Origin of the sequence: Achromobacter sp. MYb9, assembly GCF_002975275.1 — a bacterium.
GTDB lineage: Bacteria > Pseudomonadota > Gammaproteobacteria > Burkholderiales > Burkholderiaceae_B > Achromobacter.
This window is the reverse complement of record NZ_PCOQ01000001.1, coordinates 347,349-364,397: the sequence shown is the minus strand read 5'-3', so window position 1 is coordinate 364,397 and position 17,049 is coordinate 347,349. Positions and strand designations below refer to the sequence as shown.

General features: G+C 64.7%; 20 protein-coding genes. 17 read left to right on the top strand and 3 right to left on the bottom strand.

What is annotated here, in order from left to right; translation table 11 throughout:
* Nucleotides 1-449: 449 nt before the first annotated feature.
* The 4 genes from CQ050_RS01695 (at nucleotide 450) to msrQ (ending at nucleotide 3,859) form a co-directional block, all read left to right on the top strand.
* On the top strand, nucleotides 450-1,412 hold the full coding sequence (locus CQ050_RS01695) for an RluA family pseudouridine synthase (RefSeq protein ID WP_199196710.1): 963 nt from the start codon (nucleotides 450-452) through the stop codon (nucleotides 1,410-1,412).
* 2 nt (nucleotides 1,413-1,414) lie between these two features.
* Nucleotides 1,415-2,080: an HAD family hydrolase gene (locus CQ050_RS01690; RefSeq protein WP_105555111.1), complete on the top strand. Its 666-nt coding sequence runs from the start codon at nucleotides 1,415-1,417 to the stop codon at nucleotides 2,078-2,080.
* 156 nt (nucleotides 2,081-2,236) lie between these two features.
* Nucleotides 2,237-3,199, top strand: a complete 963-nt coding sequence (gene msrP, locus CQ050_RS01685) for a protein-methionine-sulfoxide reductase catalytic subunit MsrP (RefSeq protein ID WP_105555110.1) — start codon at nucleotides 2,237-2,239, stop codon at nucleotides 3,197-3,199.
* 9 nt (nucleotides 3,200-3,208) lie between these two features.
* Nucleotides 3,209-3,859, top strand: coding sequence for a protein-methionine-sulfoxide reductase heme-binding subunit MsrQ (gene msrQ / locus CQ050_RS01680; protein ID WP_105555109.1), 651 nt, complete (start codon nucleotides 3,209-3,211; stop codon nucleotides 3,857-3,859).
* Between the two features lie 78 nt (nucleotides 3,860-3,937).
* Here msrQ and CQ050_RS01675 read toward each other — a convergent pair whose 3' ends face one another.
* From CQ050_RS01675 to CQ050_RS01665, 3 genes are read right to left on the bottom strand one after another with little or no spacing between them, the layout of a single operon-like run.
* Nucleotides 3,938-4,723, bottom strand: coding sequence for an N-acetylmuramoyl-L-alanine amidase (locus CQ050_RS01675; RefSeq protein WP_105555108.1), 786 nt, complete (start codon nucleotides 4,721-4,723; stop codon nucleotides 3,938-3,940).
* 5 nt (nucleotides 4,724-4,728) lie between these two features.
* Nucleotides 4,729-5,439: an SAM-dependent methyltransferase gene (locus tag CQ050_RS01670; RefSeq protein WP_105555107.1), complete on the bottom strand. Its 711-nt coding sequence runs from the start codon at nucleotides 5,437-5,439 to the stop codon at nucleotides 4,729-4,731.
* The gene (locus tag CQ050_RS01665; RefSeq protein WP_105555106.1) at nucleotides 5,436-6,038 is read right to left on the bottom strand and encodes a Maf-like protein; all 603 of its coding nucleotides are present in this window, start codon (nucleotides 6,036-6,038) and stop codon (nucleotides 5,436-5,438) included. The genes CQ050_RS01670 and CQ050_RS01665 overlap by 4 nt, the downstream gene beginning before the upstream one ends.
* 178 nt (nucleotides 6,039-6,216) lie before the next feature.
* On the opposite strand from CQ050_RS01665, the gene CQ050_RS01660 reads away from it, so the two are divergent.
* The 13 genes from CQ050_RS01660 (at nucleotide 6,217) to CQ050_RS01600 (ending at nucleotide 17,024) form a co-directional block, all read left to right on the top strand.
* Nucleotides 6,217-6,813 carry a DUF177 domain-containing protein gene (locus CQ050_RS01660; protein WP_105555105.1) on the top strand — a complete coding sequence of 199 codons (597 nt, stop codon included), beginning with the start codon at nucleotides 6,217-6,219 and terminating at the stop codon, nucleotides 6,811-6,813.
* Between the two features lie 52 nt (nucleotides 6,814-6,865).
* The gene (gene rpmF / locus CQ050_RS01655; RefSeq protein ID WP_006218037.1) at nucleotides 6,866-7,048 is read left to right on the top strand and encodes a 50S ribosomal protein L32; all 183 of its coding nucleotides are present in this window, start codon (nucleotides 6,866-6,868) and stop codon (nucleotides 7,046-7,048) included.
* 59 nt (nucleotides 7,049-7,107) lie between these two features.
* Nucleotides 7,108-8,175, top strand: a complete 1,068-nt coding sequence (plsX, locus tag CQ050_RS01650; RefSeq protein ID WP_105555104.1) for a phosphate acyltransferase PlsX — start codon at nucleotides 7,108-7,110, stop codon at nucleotides 8,173-8,175.
* Nucleotides 8,175-9,161: a beta-ketoacyl-ACP synthase III gene (locus tag CQ050_RS01645; RefSeq protein WP_105555103.1), complete on the top strand. Its 987-nt coding sequence runs from the start codon at nucleotides 8,175-8,177 to the stop codon at nucleotides 9,159-9,161. Before plsX ends, CQ050_RS01645 begins: the two co-directional genes overlap by 1 nt.
* A 92-nt stretch (nucleotides 9,162-9,253) precedes the next feature.
* Nucleotides 9,254-10,189, top strand: coding sequence for an ACP S-malonyltransferase (fabD, locus tag CQ050_RS01640; RefSeq protein WP_105555102.1), 936 nt, complete (start codon nucleotides 9,254-9,256; stop codon nucleotides 10,187-10,189).
* A gap of 4 nt (nucleotides 10,190-10,193) precedes the next feature.
* Nucleotides 10,194-10,943: a 3-oxoacyl-ACP reductase FabG gene (fabG, locus tag CQ050_RS01635; RefSeq protein WP_105555101.1), complete on the top strand. Its 750-nt coding sequence runs from the start codon at nucleotides 10,194-10,196 to the stop codon at nucleotides 10,941-10,943.
* A 214-nt stretch (nucleotides 10,944-11,157) separates the two neighbouring features.
* Nucleotides 11,158-11,397: an acyl carrier protein gene (acpP, locus tag CQ050_RS01630; RefSeq protein ID WP_003813816.1), complete on the top strand. Its 240-nt coding sequence runs from the start codon at nucleotides 11,158-11,160 to the stop codon at nucleotides 11,395-11,397.
* 184 nt (nucleotides 11,398-11,581) lie between these two features.
* Nucleotides 11,582-12,811 carry a beta-ketoacyl-ACP synthase II gene (gene fabF / locus CQ050_RS01625; protein ID WP_105555100.1) on the top strand — a complete coding sequence of 410 codons (1,230 nt, stop codon included), beginning with the start codon at nucleotides 11,582-11,584 and terminating at the stop codon, nucleotides 12,809-12,811.
* 1 nt (nucleotide 12,812) lies between these two features.
* A complete protein-coding gene (locus CQ050_RS01620) occupies nucleotides 12,813-13,307 on the top strand; it encodes a hypothetical protein (RefSeq protein WP_105555099.1) in 495 nt (164 codons plus the stop codon).
* Nucleotides 13,304-13,903: an RNA polymerase sigma factor RpoE gene (rpoE, locus tag CQ050_RS01615; RefSeq protein ID WP_006218045.1), complete on the top strand. Its 600-nt coding sequence runs from the start codon at nucleotides 13,304-13,306 to the stop codon at nucleotides 13,901-13,903. The genes CQ050_RS01620 and rpoE overlap by 4 nt, the downstream gene beginning before the upstream one ends.
* A 12-nt stretch (nucleotides 13,904-13,915) precedes the next feature.
* Entirely contained in the window at nucleotides 13,916-14,422 is a 507-nt protein-coding gene (locus tag CQ050_RS01610) for a sigma-E factor negative regulatory protein (protein WP_105555098.1), read from the top strand.
* Nucleotides 14,422-15,501, top strand: coding sequence for a MucB/RseB C-terminal domain-containing protein (locus tag CQ050_RS01605; protein WP_105555097.1), 1,080 nt, complete (start codon nucleotides 14,422-14,424; stop codon nucleotides 15,499-15,501). The genes CQ050_RS01610 and CQ050_RS01605 overlap by 1 nt, the downstream gene beginning before the upstream one ends.
* A 41-nt stretch (nucleotides 15,502-15,542) precedes the next feature.
* Entirely contained in the window at nucleotides 15,543-17,024 is a 1,482-nt protein-coding gene (locus CQ050_RS01600) for a DegQ family serine endoprotease (protein WP_105555096.1), read from the top strand.
* Nucleotides 17,025-17,049: the final 25 nt, after the last annotated feature.

The following is a 17,049-nucleotide window of genomic DNA, read 5'->3' as shown; positions in this document are numbered from 1 at the left end:
GCAAGAAATGCGGACCGTACCTGGGCGGCGCCCAGGCGTATCCGCCGCGGGTCAGGCGGGCACGTCGTGCCGTGGGGCACGGGGTTCTGTCAGCAGGAGGGTCAGCTTCACTGAATGTGGTTTGACGGAAAAATTGCTGTGAACGGCAGTTGCGGTCGGATTGGTTGCCTACACGCAGCTGGTGCTTTAAATATGCGACGATTCTTGCAGTGCTTCAGAGCCGCTTGCGGCATGCAACGGACCTGCTGGGACAGCGGGCAAAGTGAATGCCACACCACTATCCGGCAGGGCGCGGTTGCGCCGGCGACCAAGAGACCCAGGGGTTGAATAAGCAGGCAGTACAATGGCGGCCCGCGCGCTCGACGGAGTTGCGTATTTAAATTGCATCTCTACGCCAGGCGGCTAGTTCAGCCCCTTAAGGCTGTCCCGATTATATGTCGCTTTCCGCAATGCGCAAAGAAACTTCCTCCCCCATATCCCCCTCTAAAGCCGCCCCCGCCGTCCGTATGGTGGAGGTCGACGCCGAGCATGCTGGCCAGCGTCTGGACAACTTCCTGATGCGCCTGTGCAAGGGCGTCCCCAAAACCCACATCTACAAAGCCATCCGTGGCGGCGAAGTGCGCGTGAATAAGGGACGCATTTCGGTCGACTATCGCATCGTGGCCGGCGACGTCGTCCGCATTCCGCCGCTGCGGTTGCCGGATCCCGGCAAGCCGCGGCCCGTGCCGGGCGCCGAATTCCCGATCGTGTTCGAAGACGATGCGCTGCTGGTCGTAGACAAGCCCGCCGGCGTGGCGGTGCACGGCGGCAGCGGCGTGTCGTTCGGCGTCATCGAACAGCTGCGCGCCGCGCGCCCCGAGGCCAAGTTTCTGGAACTGGTGCATCGGCTGGACCGCGAGACCTCGGGCCTGCTCATGGTGGCCAAGAAGCGCAGTGCGCTGCTGGCCCTGCACGCCATGCTGCGGGAAGGCAAGGGCGATAAGCACTATCTGGCGCTGGTGGAAGGGGATTGGGTGAACGACCGCCAGCACATCAAGCTGGGCCTGTCCAAATGGACCACGCAGTCCGGCGAGCGCCGGGTCAAGGTGGATCCGGACGGGCAGACGGCGCACACCATCATCACGCTCAAGCAGCGTTTTGGCGGCTACAGCCTGGTCGATGCCGAGTTGCGCACGGGGCGCACCCACCAGATCCGGGTGCACCTGGCCGCCAGCGGCTTCCCCATCGTGGGCGACGACAAATACGGTCACGATGACGTTCGGGCTGAATTCGCCCGCAAGGGCTTCGGCCGAATGTTCCTGCACGCGCACCAGCTCACCTTGGCGCATCCGGCCACGGGCGAGCCCATGACCCTTACCGCCGAGCTGCCTCCCGCCTGCCGGCAACTACTGAAACAACTGGAGTCGGTCTGATTATGTCGTCGTATTCGCTGGTCGTTTTTGACTGGGATGGCACCTTGATGGATTCCACGCACAGCATCGTGGCGGCCATCCAGGGGGCTTGCCGCGACCTGGAACTGGCGGTGCCGTCGGCATCCGAAGCCAGTTGGGTGATTGGTCTGTCCCTTGAAAGCGCCTTGCGCCGCGCCGTGCCGGAACTGACGCAGGCAATGATGCCGCGCTTCCTGGAACGCTACCGTACCCATTACCTGCTGCGCGACCCCGAGCTGCGGCTTTTCGACGGCATCCCAGAATTGCTGGCGGAACTTGCAGGGCAGAACGTCCGCCTGGCTGTCGCGACGGGCAAGAGCCGGGTCGGCCTGACCCGAGCGCTGGCCGCGACGGGCCTGGGGCCGTTGTTCGACGCCACCCGCACCGCCGATGAAACCTTCAGCAAGCCGCACCCGGCGATGCTGCAGGAGCTGATGCAGGAACTGGACGTCGATCCCGGGCGAGTCGTGATGATCGGCGACACCTCGCACGACCTCCAAATGGCGGCGAACGCCGGCGTCCACGGCCTTGGCGTGACCTATGGCGCACATACCTTGAAGGAACTGCAGGGTTGCGCGCCGCAGGCGGTGCTGGACAGCGTGCCCCTGGTGCGCGAATGGCTCCTGCCGCGGGTCTTCGCGGACGCCTGACCCCGCGGTCGGACGGGAACGTCCGGCTTCACGGCGGGTCAATCTGGAAGTTCCCGGCCGCGGCGCTGCCGCCGCGGAATATCATGGGATGGCGCAACGTCTATGGCTTGCGCAGGGCGCGCCTGTCAGGGACGGGCCGCCACACCGGAGACCACGATGCTGATACGCAAGCCCGCCGATATTCTTCCGTCCGAAATCACCGACGAGGCCGTCTGGCGCTCGCGGCGCGAGCTGATGCTGCGCGCCGGGCTGACGGCCGCCGCCGTCGGCTTGCCGGGTTGGGCGGCGCGCAGCGCCTTCGCTCAGGGCGCCGGTACCCTGACAGGCAAGCCGAATGCGTCGTTGAGCGTCATGGACAAGCAGACCTCGCTGGCCGATGTCACGTCCTACAACAACTACTACGAGTTCGGCGTGGATAAGGGCGATCCCGCCGCGAATGCCGGCAAGTTGCAGACGCGCCCGTGGACGGTCAGCGTCGAAGGCGAGGTCGCCAAGCCGCGCACCTTCACCATCGAGGAATTGCTCAAGCTGGCGCCCATGGAAGAGCGCGTGTACCGCCTGCGCTGCGTCGAGGGCTGGTCCATGGTGATTCCGTGGGTGGGTTACTCGGTATCCGAACTGCTGAAACAGGTTGAACCCACGGGCAACGCCAAATATGTGGAATTCGTGACGGCGGTGCAGCGCGAGAACATGCCGGGCGTGCGCGCCGCCATCCTCGAGTGGCCCTACGTCGAAGGCTTGCGCATCGACGAGGCCATGAATCCGCTGGCGATGCTGGTGTTCGGGGTGTACGGCAAGGTCCTGCCCAACCAGAATGGCGCCCCGCTGCGCCTGGCGGTGCCGTGGAAATATGGCTTCAAGTCGGCGAAGTCGCTGGTCAAGATCCGGCTGGTGGAAAAGCTGCCGGTATCGTCCTGGATCAAGGCGGCGCCGCAGGAATACGGCTTCTACGCCAACGTGAACCCCACTGTCCCGCATCCACGCTGGAGCCAGGCAACCGAGCGCCGCATCGGCGAGGACGGCCTGTTCACCCCGAAGCGCAAGACCTTGATGTTCAACGGATATGGCGAGCAGGTGGCGTCGCTCTACCAGGGCATGGACCTGAAAGCGAACTACTGAGGTTCACCGATGCCTGAAGGCACTTCGCCGCCCGCCGCGGCCGCTTCACCGCCCAAGCCCCCGCTGTCCGCTTGCGCGGTGGGGCGGATCAAGCCCTTCCTGTTTCTGCTTGGCCTGGCGCCGTTCCTGCGCTGGATCTGGCTGGGCTTCAACAACGGGCTGACCGCCAATCCGGTCGAATTCCTGACGCGGTCGTCCGGCACCTGGACGTTGGTCTGCCTGCTGGTGACACTGGCGATCACGCCGTTGCGCCGCTTGACCGGGCAACCGGCGCTGGTTCGGGTGCGCCGGATGTGCGGGCTATTCGCGTTCTTCTACGGGGCCATGCATTTCATGGCCTGGGTCTGGTGGGACCGGGGGCTGGACCCGGCGGCCATGCTGCAAGATATCGGGGAGCGCCCGTTCATCACCGTCGGGTTTGCCGCCTTTGTGCTGATGACGGCGCTGGCCGCCACCTCCACGCAGTGGGCCATGCGCCGGCTGGGCAAGCGCTGGCAGCAATTGCACCGCGCCGTCTATGCGATCGGCCTGCTGGCGGTGCTGCACTACTGGTGGCACAAAGCCGGCAAGAACGATCTGGCGCAACCGCTCCTGTATGCCTCCGTGCTGGCTGTGCTGCTTGGCTGGCGGGTCGTGGCGTGGTGGCGGCGCCGGGCGTGATGCTGGCGGGCGCTGGACGCGGTCAAAGGCCCGGGCCAGGGCCGGGGCCGAGGCCGAGGCCGCTTAACGTGGGCCCGTTCAAGGCATCGCCAGCATGATGGCGGCGGTTTCCGCGTCCGGCTGGCCATCGTGCAGGGCAGGCCGGTAGTGCATCTGAAATGCCGCCAGCGTATTGATCGTGGCGCGGTCCAGGGTGCCGTCCTGCGGACAGGCGTAGCCCAGCCGCTGCAATTGTTTCTGGAACCAGGCAACGTCGGGCACGCCTTCGGCCTGCAGGCGCGCCAGATGCGCGGCTGCGCCGGTTTCGTCGAACCAGCGGCCGATGCCCGCCGCAGCCAGCGTTTGCCACGGGAATAGCGGGCCGGGATCCACTTTGCGTTGCGGCGCGATGTCGCTGTGGCCCACCACGTTCTCGGGCGCGATGCCGTGGCGCTGGATGATGTCCCGCAGCAGCAAGGTCAATGCGCGCACCTGGCGGTCGTTGTAGGCGTGCCAAAGCGGCTTGCCGTCCGCGCCCTCGGTCCAGCCGGGGTTGACGATCTCGACCCCGATGGAGGTGCTGTTCATCGCGATGTTGCCATACCAAGAGGCGGCGCCGGCGTGCCATGCGGCACGGGTTTCGTCGACCAGGCGGTAGGCGCGGCCGTCCTCGTTGATCAGGTAGTGCGCGCTGACCTTGCCCTTGGACAGCAGCTTCATCGACGTGGCATCGTCGACGGTCGTGTAGTGCAGGACGACGCTGCGGACGCGGCTGGCCTGGCTGACGGCGGTGATGGACGTGTCAAGGTCCAGTCCGGCGGGGCCGCGCGCGGCGCAGCCGGCCAGGACTGCCGTGGCCAGCAGTGAGGTAATCAGGCGGGGCATACGGGTCAGCGGGCCAGGTACAGGAACAATGTCGGCAGCTTGTCCAACAGGGGCGCGGGCCGTTTTTTCCAGTCGGCCACGGTGTGCGTCGCGATCCATTCGTCGGCCGTCGTGACCGAGCGGGCCACGCACAGCTTGGTGTCGCCTTTCAGGCAGGCCAGCAGGGTGGTGAACATGGCGGCGTTGCGATACGGCGTTTCGATCAGCAACTGGGTCTGGTTGTGCTTGGCCGAATGCTGTTCCCAGGCTCGCAGCTGTTTGGCGCGCTCGGCGGGGTCCACGGGGGCATAGCCGTGGAAGGCGAATCGCTGCCCATCCAGGCCGCTGGCCATCAGGCCCAGCAGGATCGAAGAGGGGCCGACCCAGGGCTTGACGGTCAGGCCCAGGCGATGGGCCGCGTCCACCACCTTGGCGCCCGGATCGGCAACCGCCGGGCAGCCGGCTTCGGAAACCAGTCCAATTTCCGCGCCTTTCTTGATCGGGGCCAGCCATGCCTTGATCTGGCCGTCGTCGATTTTGTCGGTCAGGGTGTGGATGGTGATTTCCTGCAGCGGCAGGGTGGTGCCGATAAGCTTCAGGAAGGCGCGCGCCGTCTTGGCGTTCTCGGCGATGTAGGTGTCCAGCCGTCCGGCCAGCGCGCGGACGTCGGCGGGCAACCAGCGCTCGGCCGGGGCCTCGCCCAGGCCGACGGGAATCAGGTGCAGCGCGCCGCTCATGCCGGCGCTCCGGGGGCGTCCAGCGGATCCAGCCCGAACCGCGTCAGCATGCGCGTCAGCTCGATCAACGGCAGGCCGATAATCGCGGTCGGATCGTCGCTCTGGATGCTCTCCATCAAGGCGATGCCCAGGCTTTCCGCCTTGGCGCTGCCTGCGGTATCGTAGGGTTCCTCGGCGCGCAAATAGGCCTCGATGGCGTGGTCCGACAGTTGGCGGAAATGGCATCGCGTGATGATGTCCGCTTTTTCCACCCGTTTGCCATCCGTCACCGCCAATGCGCTGTGGAATTCCACGATTTGCCCCGACAGGGCGCGCAATTGGGCTTTGGCGCGCGGAAAATCCCCCGGCTTGCCGATCGGCTGCCCGTCGATCGTGGCAACCTGGTCCGATCCGATTACGAGGCTGCCGGGGTGCTTGTCCGCCACGGCCATGGCCTTGGCAACCGACAGGCGCAGAGCCAGCGCCGCGGGCGTTTCACCCGGCTGTGGCGTTTCGTCTACATCGGGAGAAATGGCCGTAAAGGGCAGGCGCAGGCGCGACAGCAGTTCTTTGCGGTAACGCGAGCTGGACGCGAGGATCAGGCTAGGCTTGGAAGGCATGCGATATTTGACGTTAAGGCGTAAGTCGCAGTATTATCTAACGTTTTGCGGGATTTTTGCAGCGAACGCAATGGTGGCACGAAGCAGCGTGAGTAATCGGCATGCAAGCAGCCTGAGTAATCAGCCTGGTTAATCGACATCAGCGTGAGCAATCGCAAAGACCCGTGAATGCAAAGGATTGATCATTAAGCGCATCGATGCATTCGCATTTGCCCATAGCGGCAAGGAAGCGCATGGCACCATACCTCTTGTGCGGTTTTCGCGCGCGGTTGAAGGGTTACCCGAACAACCGCTGGGCGATGCCGGGCTTGTGACGTGGTCTGTGCGCGGTGAGGTGGGCAAGTCTGGTCTGTTGCTTGGCCGGCCCCTCTTGCACGTTCGCGTGCAGGCGAACCCGGTGCTGGTGTGCCAGCGGTGCAACGCGCCGTTCGTGTATCCGGTCGATAGCGAAGTCCTCTTGCAGCTGGTCAAGTCCGAAGCCGATCTCGATGATGGCAATACCAACGGCGATTACTCCGATGGTCGTGCCCACGAGGACGATGAAGACGAAGAAGGAAATGGTTTTGTGTCCAACCAACCTGAAAAGGTGGTCGGTTCGCATCATTTCGATCTGCTGGCCCAGGTCGAAGATGAGCTCATTCTGAGCGTTCCGTATGTGCCCAAGCATGATGTATGCCCGGGCGCGCAGGCCAAAGTCAGCGAAGTTCCTGAAGAACCCGCTGTCAAGCGTCCGTCGCCGTTTGCGGTGCTGGAACAACTGAAGCACAAAGATTGAGATCAACATCGGGCCGCATCGCGTACAATGCGCCCCGTTTCTAGGAGTCATCATGGCCGTTCAACAAAACAAGAAGTCCCCCTCCAAGCGCGGTATGCACCGTTCGCACGATTTTCTGGTTGCCCCGTCGACCGCCATCGAGCCGAACACCGGCGAAACGCACCTGCGTCACCACATCAGCCCCAACGGCTTTTACCGTGGCCGCAAGGTCCTGAAGACCAAGGCCGACGAATAAGGCCCCCGGGCCGAACTCGTACTCGGACCAATTCGGCTGCGCGCTGATACCTGGCACCCGTGATACGCATCGCCATAGACTGTATGGGCGGAGACTTCGGTCTGCCCGTCACGATTCCGGCTGCGATCGAGTTCGCCCGGCAATTTCCGGATACCCGGCTATTGCTGGTCGGGCTTCCCGACGCTATCGAAGCGGCGCTCTCAGAGCACCGCGGCGTGGCGCGCGATCGCATGGAAATCGTGGCGGCATCCGAGGTCGTCACCATGGACGACCCGGTCGAGGTCGCCTTGCGCCGCAAAAAAGACTCCTCCATGCGCCTGGCCGCCCAGTCCGTCAAGGACGGGCGCGCTGACGCCTGCGTTTCCGCGGGCAACACCGGCGCATGGATGGCCATTTCACGCTACGTGCTCAAGACGCTGGACGGCATTGACCGCCCCGCGATCGCCACATCCATTCCCAACCAGACGGGCCGCGCCACCACGGTGCTGGACCTGGGTGCGAACGTGGATTGCTCGGCCGAGCACCTATTGCAATTCGCCATCATGGGCGCCGCGCTGTCGCAGGCGGTCGACCATCGTGAGAACCCCTCCGTGGGCTTGCTCAACATCGGCGAAGAAGTCATCAAGGGCAACGAAGTCGTCAAGGAAGCTGCAGAGCTCCTGCGCGGCAGCCCGTTGAATTTCTACGGCAACGTGGAAGGCAATGACATCTTCAAGGGTACGGTCGACGTTGTCGTGTGCGACGGTTTCGTCGGCAACGTCGTGCTCAAGTCCGTCGAGGGGCTGGCGAAGATGCTGTCCAGCATCATTCGCGAAGAGTTCAAACGCAACATCGTCACCCTGCTGGCCGGCGCCATCGCCAGGCCGGTGCTCAATCGTCTGCGCAACCGCGTCGACAACCGGCGCTATAACGGCGCCGCGTTGCTGGGCTTGCGCGGTGTGGTCATCAAGAGCCATGGTTCCGCGGATGTCTACGCCTTCGGTTTTGCGTTGCAACGAGCTCGCGAAGCCGTAGTGAGTAAACTGCTGGAGCGCACCGCTCAGACGGTCGCACAGATTACCAAGCGCGTTCAATCGGGCGAGGGCGTCGCAACGCCTTCGCGGAACGTGACTGGGGACACCGCTTGATGGATACCGCAATGAAATATTCCGCAATCGCGGGCACCGGCAGCTTCTTGCCGGAACGCGTGGTTTCGAATGACGAATTGGCCGCGGAGCTGGCGACGCGCGACATCGCCACGTCCGATGAATGGATTGTTGAGCGCACGGGAATCCGTCAGCGCCATCTCGCCGAACGCGGCGTCACGACCAGCCAGCTTGCCACCGAGGCTTCGCGCCGCGCGCTGGCGGATGCCGGCGTCGACGCATCCGAAGTCGATCTGATCATCGTGGCCACGTCCACGCCCGATTTCGTGTTTCCAAGCACGGCATGCCTGGTGCAGGCCAATCTGGGCACCAAGGGATCGGCGGCGTTCGACGTGCAGGCCGTGTGCAGCGGCTTCGTCTACGCCCTGACCACCGCCGACAGCTTCATCCGCGCGGGCCGCGCCCGCTGTGCGCTGGTGATCGGTGCGGAAGTGTTTTCGCGCATCCTGGACTGGAACGACCGCAGCACGTGCGTGCTGTTCGGCGACGGCGCAGGCGCCGTGGTGCTCAAGAGCTCCGACGAGCCCGGCATCATGGCCGCGCAGTTGCATGCCGATGGCAGCCAGATGAAGATCCTGAGCGCCGCGGGCAACGTGGCCTATGGCGACGTGACGGGCGATCCGTTCCTGCGCATGGACGGCCAGGCTGTGTTCAAGCAGGCCGTGACCGTGCTGGACCGCTCGGCGCGCGACACGTGCGCGGAAGCCGGCATCGAAGTCGCCGACGTCGATTGGTTGATCCCGCATCAGGCGAACGTTCGCATCCTGAATTTCCTGGCGCGCAAGCTCGCCGTGCCAGTCGAAAAAGTCGTCATTACCGTTGATAGCCACGCCAACACCTCCGCGGCCAGCGTGCCGCTGGCACTGGACGCCGCGCGCCGAGACGGCCGCGTCAAGCCAGGCCAGCTCATTCTGATGCAAGGCGTGGGCGGCGGATTCACCTGGGGTTCGGTACTCGCCCGCATGTAAGAGCGTGCCCGGGCAGGGCGGCGCATGCGCCGTCGCCCTCAGCGCGCGCCTGACATCCCACACAGACACTGAATCATTCCAACCGGTCAATCATGAAAATCGCATTTGTCTTCCCTGGCCAAGGTTCGCAAGCCGTCGGCATGCTGGATGCCTGGTCGGGCGTTGCCGCGGTCACGGACACCGTGGCGCAGGCTTCGCAAGCCCTGGGCCAGGATCTGGGCGCGCTGATCGCCCAGGGCCCGGTGGAACAGCTCAACCTCACCACCAACACCCAGCCGGCGATGTTGACTGCCGGCGTGGCGTTCTATGCCGCCTGGCGCGCCGCCGGCGGCCGCAAGCCCGACGTCGTGGCGGGTCATAGCCTGGGCGAGTACGCCGCGTTGACCGCTGCGGATTCCCTGTCTCTGGAAGACGCCGTGCGCCTGGTGCGTGTGCGCGCCGATGCAATGCAGGCCGCCGTGCCGGTCGGCACGGGCGGAATGGCCGCGATCCTGGGCCTGGACGACGACGCCGTGCGCGCCGCCTGTGCGCAGGCCGCTCAGGGCGAAATCGTCGAAGCCGTGAATTTCAACGCGCCCGCGCAGGTCGTGATCGCGGGGCACAAGGCCGCCGTCGAGCGTGCCTGCGAACTGGCCAAGGCCGCAGGCGCCAAGCGCGCGCTGCTGCTGCCGGTCTCCGCGCCGTTCCATTCCAGCCTGCTCAAGCCCGCCGCCGACGTGCTGGCCGGCGCGCTGGCTGGCGTCACGGTCCTGGCGCCGCAGATCCCGGTCATCAACAACGTCGATGTCGCTTCGCCCACCGAGCCCGGGGCAATCCGGGATGCGCTGGTGCGTCAGGCATGGCATCCTGTGCGCTGGGTTGAAACCCTGCGCGCGATGAAGGCGCAAGGCGTCACCCACGTCATCGAGTGCGGCCCCGGCAAAGTGCTGGCCGGCCTGACCAAGCGCATCGACCCCGAACTTACCGGCATGGCCATTACCGATCCCGCTTCGCTTGAAGCCGCGTTGGCCGCCGTTAACGGAAATTAAACACATGGACAACTCGATCGAATTGCAGGGCAAGATCGCCCTTGTGACCGGCGCCACGCGCGGCATCGGCCGCGCCATCGCCCAGGAACTGGCTGCGCGCGGCGCAACCGTCGTGGGCACCGCGACGTCCGAATCGGGCGCGGCCGCCATTACCGAAGCCCTGGCGCCGTGCGGCGGCCGTGGCGTGGTGCTGAACGTGACCGATGCCGAAGCCTGCGACGCATTGATCGACGCGCTGGGCAAGGAAGGCGGCGGTCCGCATATCCTCGTCAATAATGCTGGCATCACGCGCGATACGCTGGCGATGCGCATGAAGGACGACGATTGGTCGGCGGTGCTGGACACGAATCTGACGTCCGTGTTCCGCCTGTCGCGCGCCGTGTTGCGCAGCATGATGAAGGCTCGCTGGGGACGCATCATCAACGTTACGTCGGTGGTGGGTTCCAGCGGCAACGCCGGTCAGGCCAACTACGCCGCCGCCAAGGCGGGCGTGTCGGGTATGTCGCGCGCACTGGCCCGTGAGTTGGGCAGCCGCAACATCACCGTGAACTGCGTTGCGCCCGGCTTCATCGACACCGATATGACGCGCGCGCTGGCTGAAAGCCAGACGACGGCGCTGTTGCAGCAGATTCCGCTGGGCCGTTTGGGCTCGCCCGAGGACATCGCCCATGCGGTGGCCTTTTTGTCCGGGCCGCAAGCGGGTTACATTACCGGCACCACCCTGCACGTAAACGGCGGGATGTACATGCAATAAATCACGAATTGCGCGCGGGCGGCCCAGGCCGCCTTGCCGCCGCCGGGCAACCGGCGAGGCCGCGCGCAGTTCATCCGGAAACGCCGCACACCGGTATTCCTGCGCCCTTCAGGGCGACAGAAAAAGTGCGCGGTGTTATTTTTGTCACGGCCAGGCGTTGCTTTCCTCTACGCTTGGCTATAATTCGCGGGATTTTTCCCAATTGGAGATCTGCATGGAAAGCATCGAACAGCGCGTCAAGAAGATCGTCGCTGAACAACTTGGCGTGAACGAAGCCGAGATCAAGAACGAATCCTCCTTCCTTGACGACCTCGGTGCCGATTCGCTCGACATGGTCGAACTGGTCATGGCGCTCGAAGACGAATTCGAGACCGAGATCCCCGACGAAGAGGCCGAAAAGATCACGACCGTGCAACAAGCGATTGACTACATCAATTCGCACGGTAAGCAGTAAGCTCAGCCTATACCTTCCGGTTGCCCGACTTTCGGGTTCAACCGGGAAACGGGGCGGTTTCAGGAATTTGCCGTGTGGTCCACATGCAGGAAGGGCGTAGTCATGCCCGACCCGCTTTCGCGTGGGCCACACGTGCAGCGCATCCCGAAAGCCGCCTTTCTTTTGTCTGTTTGAGGAGTCATCCGTGAAGCGACGTGTCGTCATCACCGGCCTTGGTATCGTTTCTCCCGTAGGGAACGACCTGACCACCGCTTGGGACAATATCGTCAACGGACGTTCTGGCATCAGCCGCATCACCCGTTTCGATCCCTCGGCCATCACCACGCACATTGCTGGCGAAGTCAAAGACTTCGACATCAGCACCTATGTCTCGTCCAAAGAAGCCCGCCAGATGGATACATTCATCCATTACGGCCTGGCTGCCGGGATGCAGGCATGGCGCGATTGCGGCCTGGAAGTCACCGAAGCCAATGCCGAGCGCATCGGCGTGATCGTGGGCTCCGGTATCGGCGGTTTGCCGCGCATCGAAGAAACCCAGGTCGAGTACCTGGCCAAGGGTCCGCGACGGATCTCGCCGTTCTTCGTGCCGGGTTCGCTGATCAACCTGATCTCCGGTCATTTGTCCATTGTCTACGGCATGAAGGGTCCGAGCTACGCCGTCGTCTCGGCCTGCACCACCGGTCTGCATTGCATCGGCGACGCTGCGCGCCTGATCGAATATGGCGATGCGGACGTCATGGTGGCGGGCGGCGCCGAATCGACCGTGTCCCCGCTGGGCATCGGCGGTTTTGCCGCGATGCGTGCGCTGTCGACCCGTAACGATGATCCTCAGACGGCCTCGCGCCCCTGGGACCGAGACCGCGACGGCTTCGTGCTGGGCGAGGGCGCTGGCGTTCTCGTGCTGGAAGAGTACGAGCATGCCAAGAAGCGCGGCGCGCGCATCTATGGCGAGCTCGCGGGCTATGGCATGAGCTCGGACGCACACCACATCACGGCTCCGGACAAGGACGGCCCGCGCCGCGGCGTGCTCAACGCGCTGCGCAACGGTGGCCTGAATGCGGATGACATCCAGTATGTCAACGCCCACGGTACGTCCACGCCGCTTGGCGACAAGAACGAAACCGATGCGCTGAAGCTGGCGTTCGGCGATCACGCCAAGAAGCTGGTGGTCAACTCGACCAAGTCCATGACCGGGCACTTGCTCGGCGCAGCGGGCGGCATCGAGGCAGTGTTCACCACGCTGGCCGTGTACAACCAGGTGTCGCCTCCCACGATCAACATCTTCAATCAAGATCCGGAATGCGATCTGGATTACTGCGCGAACGAAGCGCGGCAGATGAAGATCGAGGTCGGCCTGTCCAATTCATTCGGCTTCGGCGGCACCAACGGCTCCATGGCCGTTCGCCGGGTCTGATTTGGAAGGCTCGGACGCAGGGCGCTGGTCGTTTCAGGTGCCTGCCGGGCAGCCGCCCGGCGTCCGCGCGCTTGGCGGCCTGGCGATCGCCGTGGCCGCCGCCTGCGCGCTGACGGCAGCTTCCTGGGGCGGCATGGCATGGGCGGCAGGCGCGGTGATTGCGCTGCTGCTTGTGCTGGCCGGGCTGTTACACTCGCCACGGAGCAGCCTGTCCCCGGTATCGGCAATACGCACGGCGACCGGGGCGGGGCGCTGGCAGGTACGCCAGCCGCAAGGCTGGCAAGACGCGGTGCTGCTGAACCAGCAGCGCGGCCCCCGCTGGCTCACGCTCACCCTGCAGCCCTTGCCCACCGGGAGTACGGCCTTTACAAATAGCACAATCACCCTCACCGTCTGGCAACGGACGCTGCGACCCGAGTCCTGGCGGCGCCTTTGCCTGCTGACGGGCACGGCGCGGCGCGCGCAGCCGGCGGCACGCCCGCAGGAGGCGTCATGAGCGAGCGCGAAGTCGACGCCGAGCTTGTCGCGCGCGTTCAGCGGGGCGACAAGAAGGCCTTCGATCTGTTGGTGCTGAAGTACCAGCGCAAGATCCTGCGCCTGCTGGCCCGAATGATCCGCGACCCCTCCGAAATCGAGGACGTGGCCCAGGAAGCCTTCATCAAGGCCTATCGGGCCTTGCCCCAATTCCGGGGCGACAGCGCGTTCTACACCTGGTTGTATCGTATCGCCATCAATACGGCGCGCAATTGGCTGGCCTCGCAAGGCCGGCGGCCCAGCGCGCCAAATGCGATAGAAACGGAAGACGGTGAAACTTTTAACGAAACCGACAACCTAACCGATATAAGCACGCCGGAGTCCATGGTTGCCAGCCGCGAAATCGCCGAGACGGTGAACGCGGCCATCGAGGAATTGCCCGAAGAGTTGCGCACCGCAATTGTCCTGCGTGAAATCGAAGGTATGAGTTACGAAGACATCGCCCAGAGCATGGATTGCCCGATCGGTACGGTGCGCTCCCGCATTTTTCGTGCGCGCGAGGCCATCGCGACCAAATTGCGTCCATTGCTTGGCACCGATGCCGAGCGTCGCTGGTAAGGAGTGGCAGTCATGCAAACCGCAGCCAAGTCCGTTGAAATCGCCGAATCCTCCTGGGAGGAATCGGTTTCCGCCTGGATGGACGGAGAAGATTCCGACGATATTTTTCCCGGCCTGTTGTCCAAGGAAGGACGTCAGACCTGGGACACCTATCATTTGATCGGTGATTCCCTCCGCAATTCCGATCTGGCATTGACGCCCAGCGCTGCTTTCCAGTCCCGGCTGGCACGGGCGCTGGACGCCGAATTGCCGATCGTCGCGGCGCCCCGGCGCCGTTCGCCGTTGCGCTATGGCCTGTCCGGCCTGGCGGTGGCCGCCGCCGTGGCGACCGTCGCCTGGGTGGCCCAGCCTTACCTGACGGGCGCGCCGGCGACTGAAGTGCGCGTGCTGGCCGACGCCAGCGGCACGCCTGCCTCCGCGGATGACGCGGGCCTGCGCGACTACCTGGAAGCCCATCGTCAGATGGCCGGTCCCAGCGCGGTGCGGCAAGTCTCGTTCGACGTCGGGGCGGGACGTTGATGGCGCTGGTGTTACCCACACGTTGGCCGCGCGCAGCTTCCTGGCACGCGCACCGCGCTGGCTGGTTCGCCGCCACGCTTCTGACTGCTTTCCTGGCCGCGCATGAACCCGCGCGCGCCGCCGACGCCGTGCCGGCGGCCGACGACGTCGTCCAGTTGCTGTCGCGCATTCAGCAGGCCGCGCGCAAGCAGGACTACGCTGGCGTCTTCATGTATCAGCAGGGCGAAATGATCCAGTCTTCGCGCCTGGTGCACGTGCTGGACGGCACCGGCGAACGAGAACGCCTGGAAATCCTGGATGGCCAGCCGCGCGAATACCTGCGGCATAACGAAAACGTGCAGTGCCTGATTCCCGAGCGCAAGACCGTGCTGGTCGAGCGCCGGCGCGGCGACCGCTTTCCCGGCCTGTTGCTGGGCGATCCCGCCAATCTGGCTGAACACTACAAAATCAGCACCGAACCCAAATTGCATCGGGTGGCGGGCCGCGAATGCCGGCTGATCACGATCGAGCCCCTGGACAAGCTGCGTTACGGCTACCGCCTGTGCGCCGACGTCGAAACCAATCTGCTGCTGAAGGCCCAGACGCTGAATGCCGCGCGCGGCGTGGTCGAGCAGGTGTCGTTCACGTCATTGCGCCTGGGTTCGGAAGTCGATCCCCAATTGTTGACGTCGCGCTGGAGCACCCGCGACTGGAAGGTGCTTGAGCCCTCGATGGCGCCTGTGGACCTGTCGGCCCAGGGGTGGCGCATCCCGGCGCCCAAGGGCTTCAAGGTGATCATGCAGGTGGCGCGCTCGATGGGGCGCGGCGCAACCGTCAGCCAGATGGTGCTGTCCGATGGCCTGGCGGCCATATCGGTCTTCATCGAACCCTATGACAGCCAGCGCGGTCATCATCCTCCCCATGGCGCCGCGCAGCGCGGGTCGATTACCGTCTACGGAACGCGAATTGCGGATTTCTGGCTGACGGCCGTGGGCGAAGTGCCCGTGGCGACGTTGGAACAGTTGGCGGAAGCGACAGAGTATGTGCCCGCCGCGCCTGCGGCGGCAGCACCGGCAACCGGGACCGCCGGGTCCAAGTGATCCGGGCCCCGGAGCGGCTAGCAGCAATTTCGGAGTAACTTATGAAAGCAATGACGGTGTCGAACGCTTTTTTCCGGCGCTTTCTGGCGGTTGTGGCGGCAAGTGTGGCGATGTCCGCCGCGTACGTCCCGGCTTCGGTGGCGCAGACGCCCACCGTGGCGTTGCCCGACTTTACGGGCATTGTTGAAAAAGCCGACCCTGCGGTCGTGAACATCCGCACGACGGCCACCGTGCCCGTGCGCGGCCCCGGCCCCGGCGGCGGCGGCGACCCTTACGAATTGTTCCGCTGGTTCTTCGGCCCCGAATTCCAGCCTCCGGGCCCGGGCGGCCAGGCGCCGACGCCACGTCAGCGGCCCCAGCCTTCGCAACCTGAAGAGCGTACCGTGCCGCGTGGCGTGGGGTCGGGCTTCTTCATTTCCGAAGATGGCTACATTCTGACCAACAACCATGTGGTGGTCGACGCGACGGACATCTACGTCACGCTCACCGACGGCCGCGAATTCAAAGCCAAGGTCATCGGCACCGATGAGCGCACCGACGTTGCGCTGATCAAGATCGAAACCAAGGACATGATCCCGCTGGTCATCGGCGACCCCAAGAAGCTGAAGAAGGGGCAGTGGGTGCTGGCCATCGGTTCGCCGTTCGGCCTGGACTCCACCGTGACGTCGGGCATCGTCAGCGCGATTGGTCGCGATACCGGCGAATATCTGCCGTTCATCCAGACCGACGTGGCCGTGAACCCCGGCAACTCGGGCGGCCCGCTGATCAACCTGGACGGCGAAGTCGTCGGCATCAATTCCCAGATCATTTCGCGCAGCGGCGGTTTCATGGGCATCTCGCTGGCCATCCCGATCGACGAAGCGATGCGCGTGGTCGATCAGTTGCGCGCCACGGGCAAGGTTACCCGCGGCCGGGTCGGCGTGCAGATCGGCGAAGTTGGCAAGGACGTGGCCGAAGCCATCGGCCTGCCGAAGGCCGAAGGCGCGCTGGTCAGCAGCGTGGAGGCCGAAGGTCCTGCCGAAGAAGCGGGCGTGCAGCCGGGCGACGTGATCCTGAAGTTCAACAACGAGCCGATCAAGCGTTGGTCTGATCTGCCGCGCATCGTGGGCGAAACCAAGCCGGGCACGCGCGCCGACATGGAAGTGTGGCGCAAGGGCAAGAGCATGACGCTGTCGGTCAAGGTGGGCGAAATCCCGACCGAAAAGGCCGCGGCGGCGGGCAAGAAGCCGGCGCCGGCTCCCGAAGTCACGAACGCGTTGGGCCTGGGGGTGGTGGATGTGCCAGCCGATGTGCAGAAGAAGCTGCGCATCAAGGGCGGCGTCCAGGTGAAGGTCGCTGAAGGTGCGGCCGCCAAGGCCGGGTTGCAGGAAGGCGACATTGTGTTGGCCTTGAACGACACTGACGTCACCGGCGCCAAGCAATTCGCCACGCTCGTGAGCAAGCTGGACAAGTCCCGCGCCGCAGGTTTGCTGGTGCGCCGGGGCGATCAGACGCAATGGGTGGCGGTTCCGGCCTCGAAGTAAGGGCTAAAGCGCGTCGCTTTTTGCC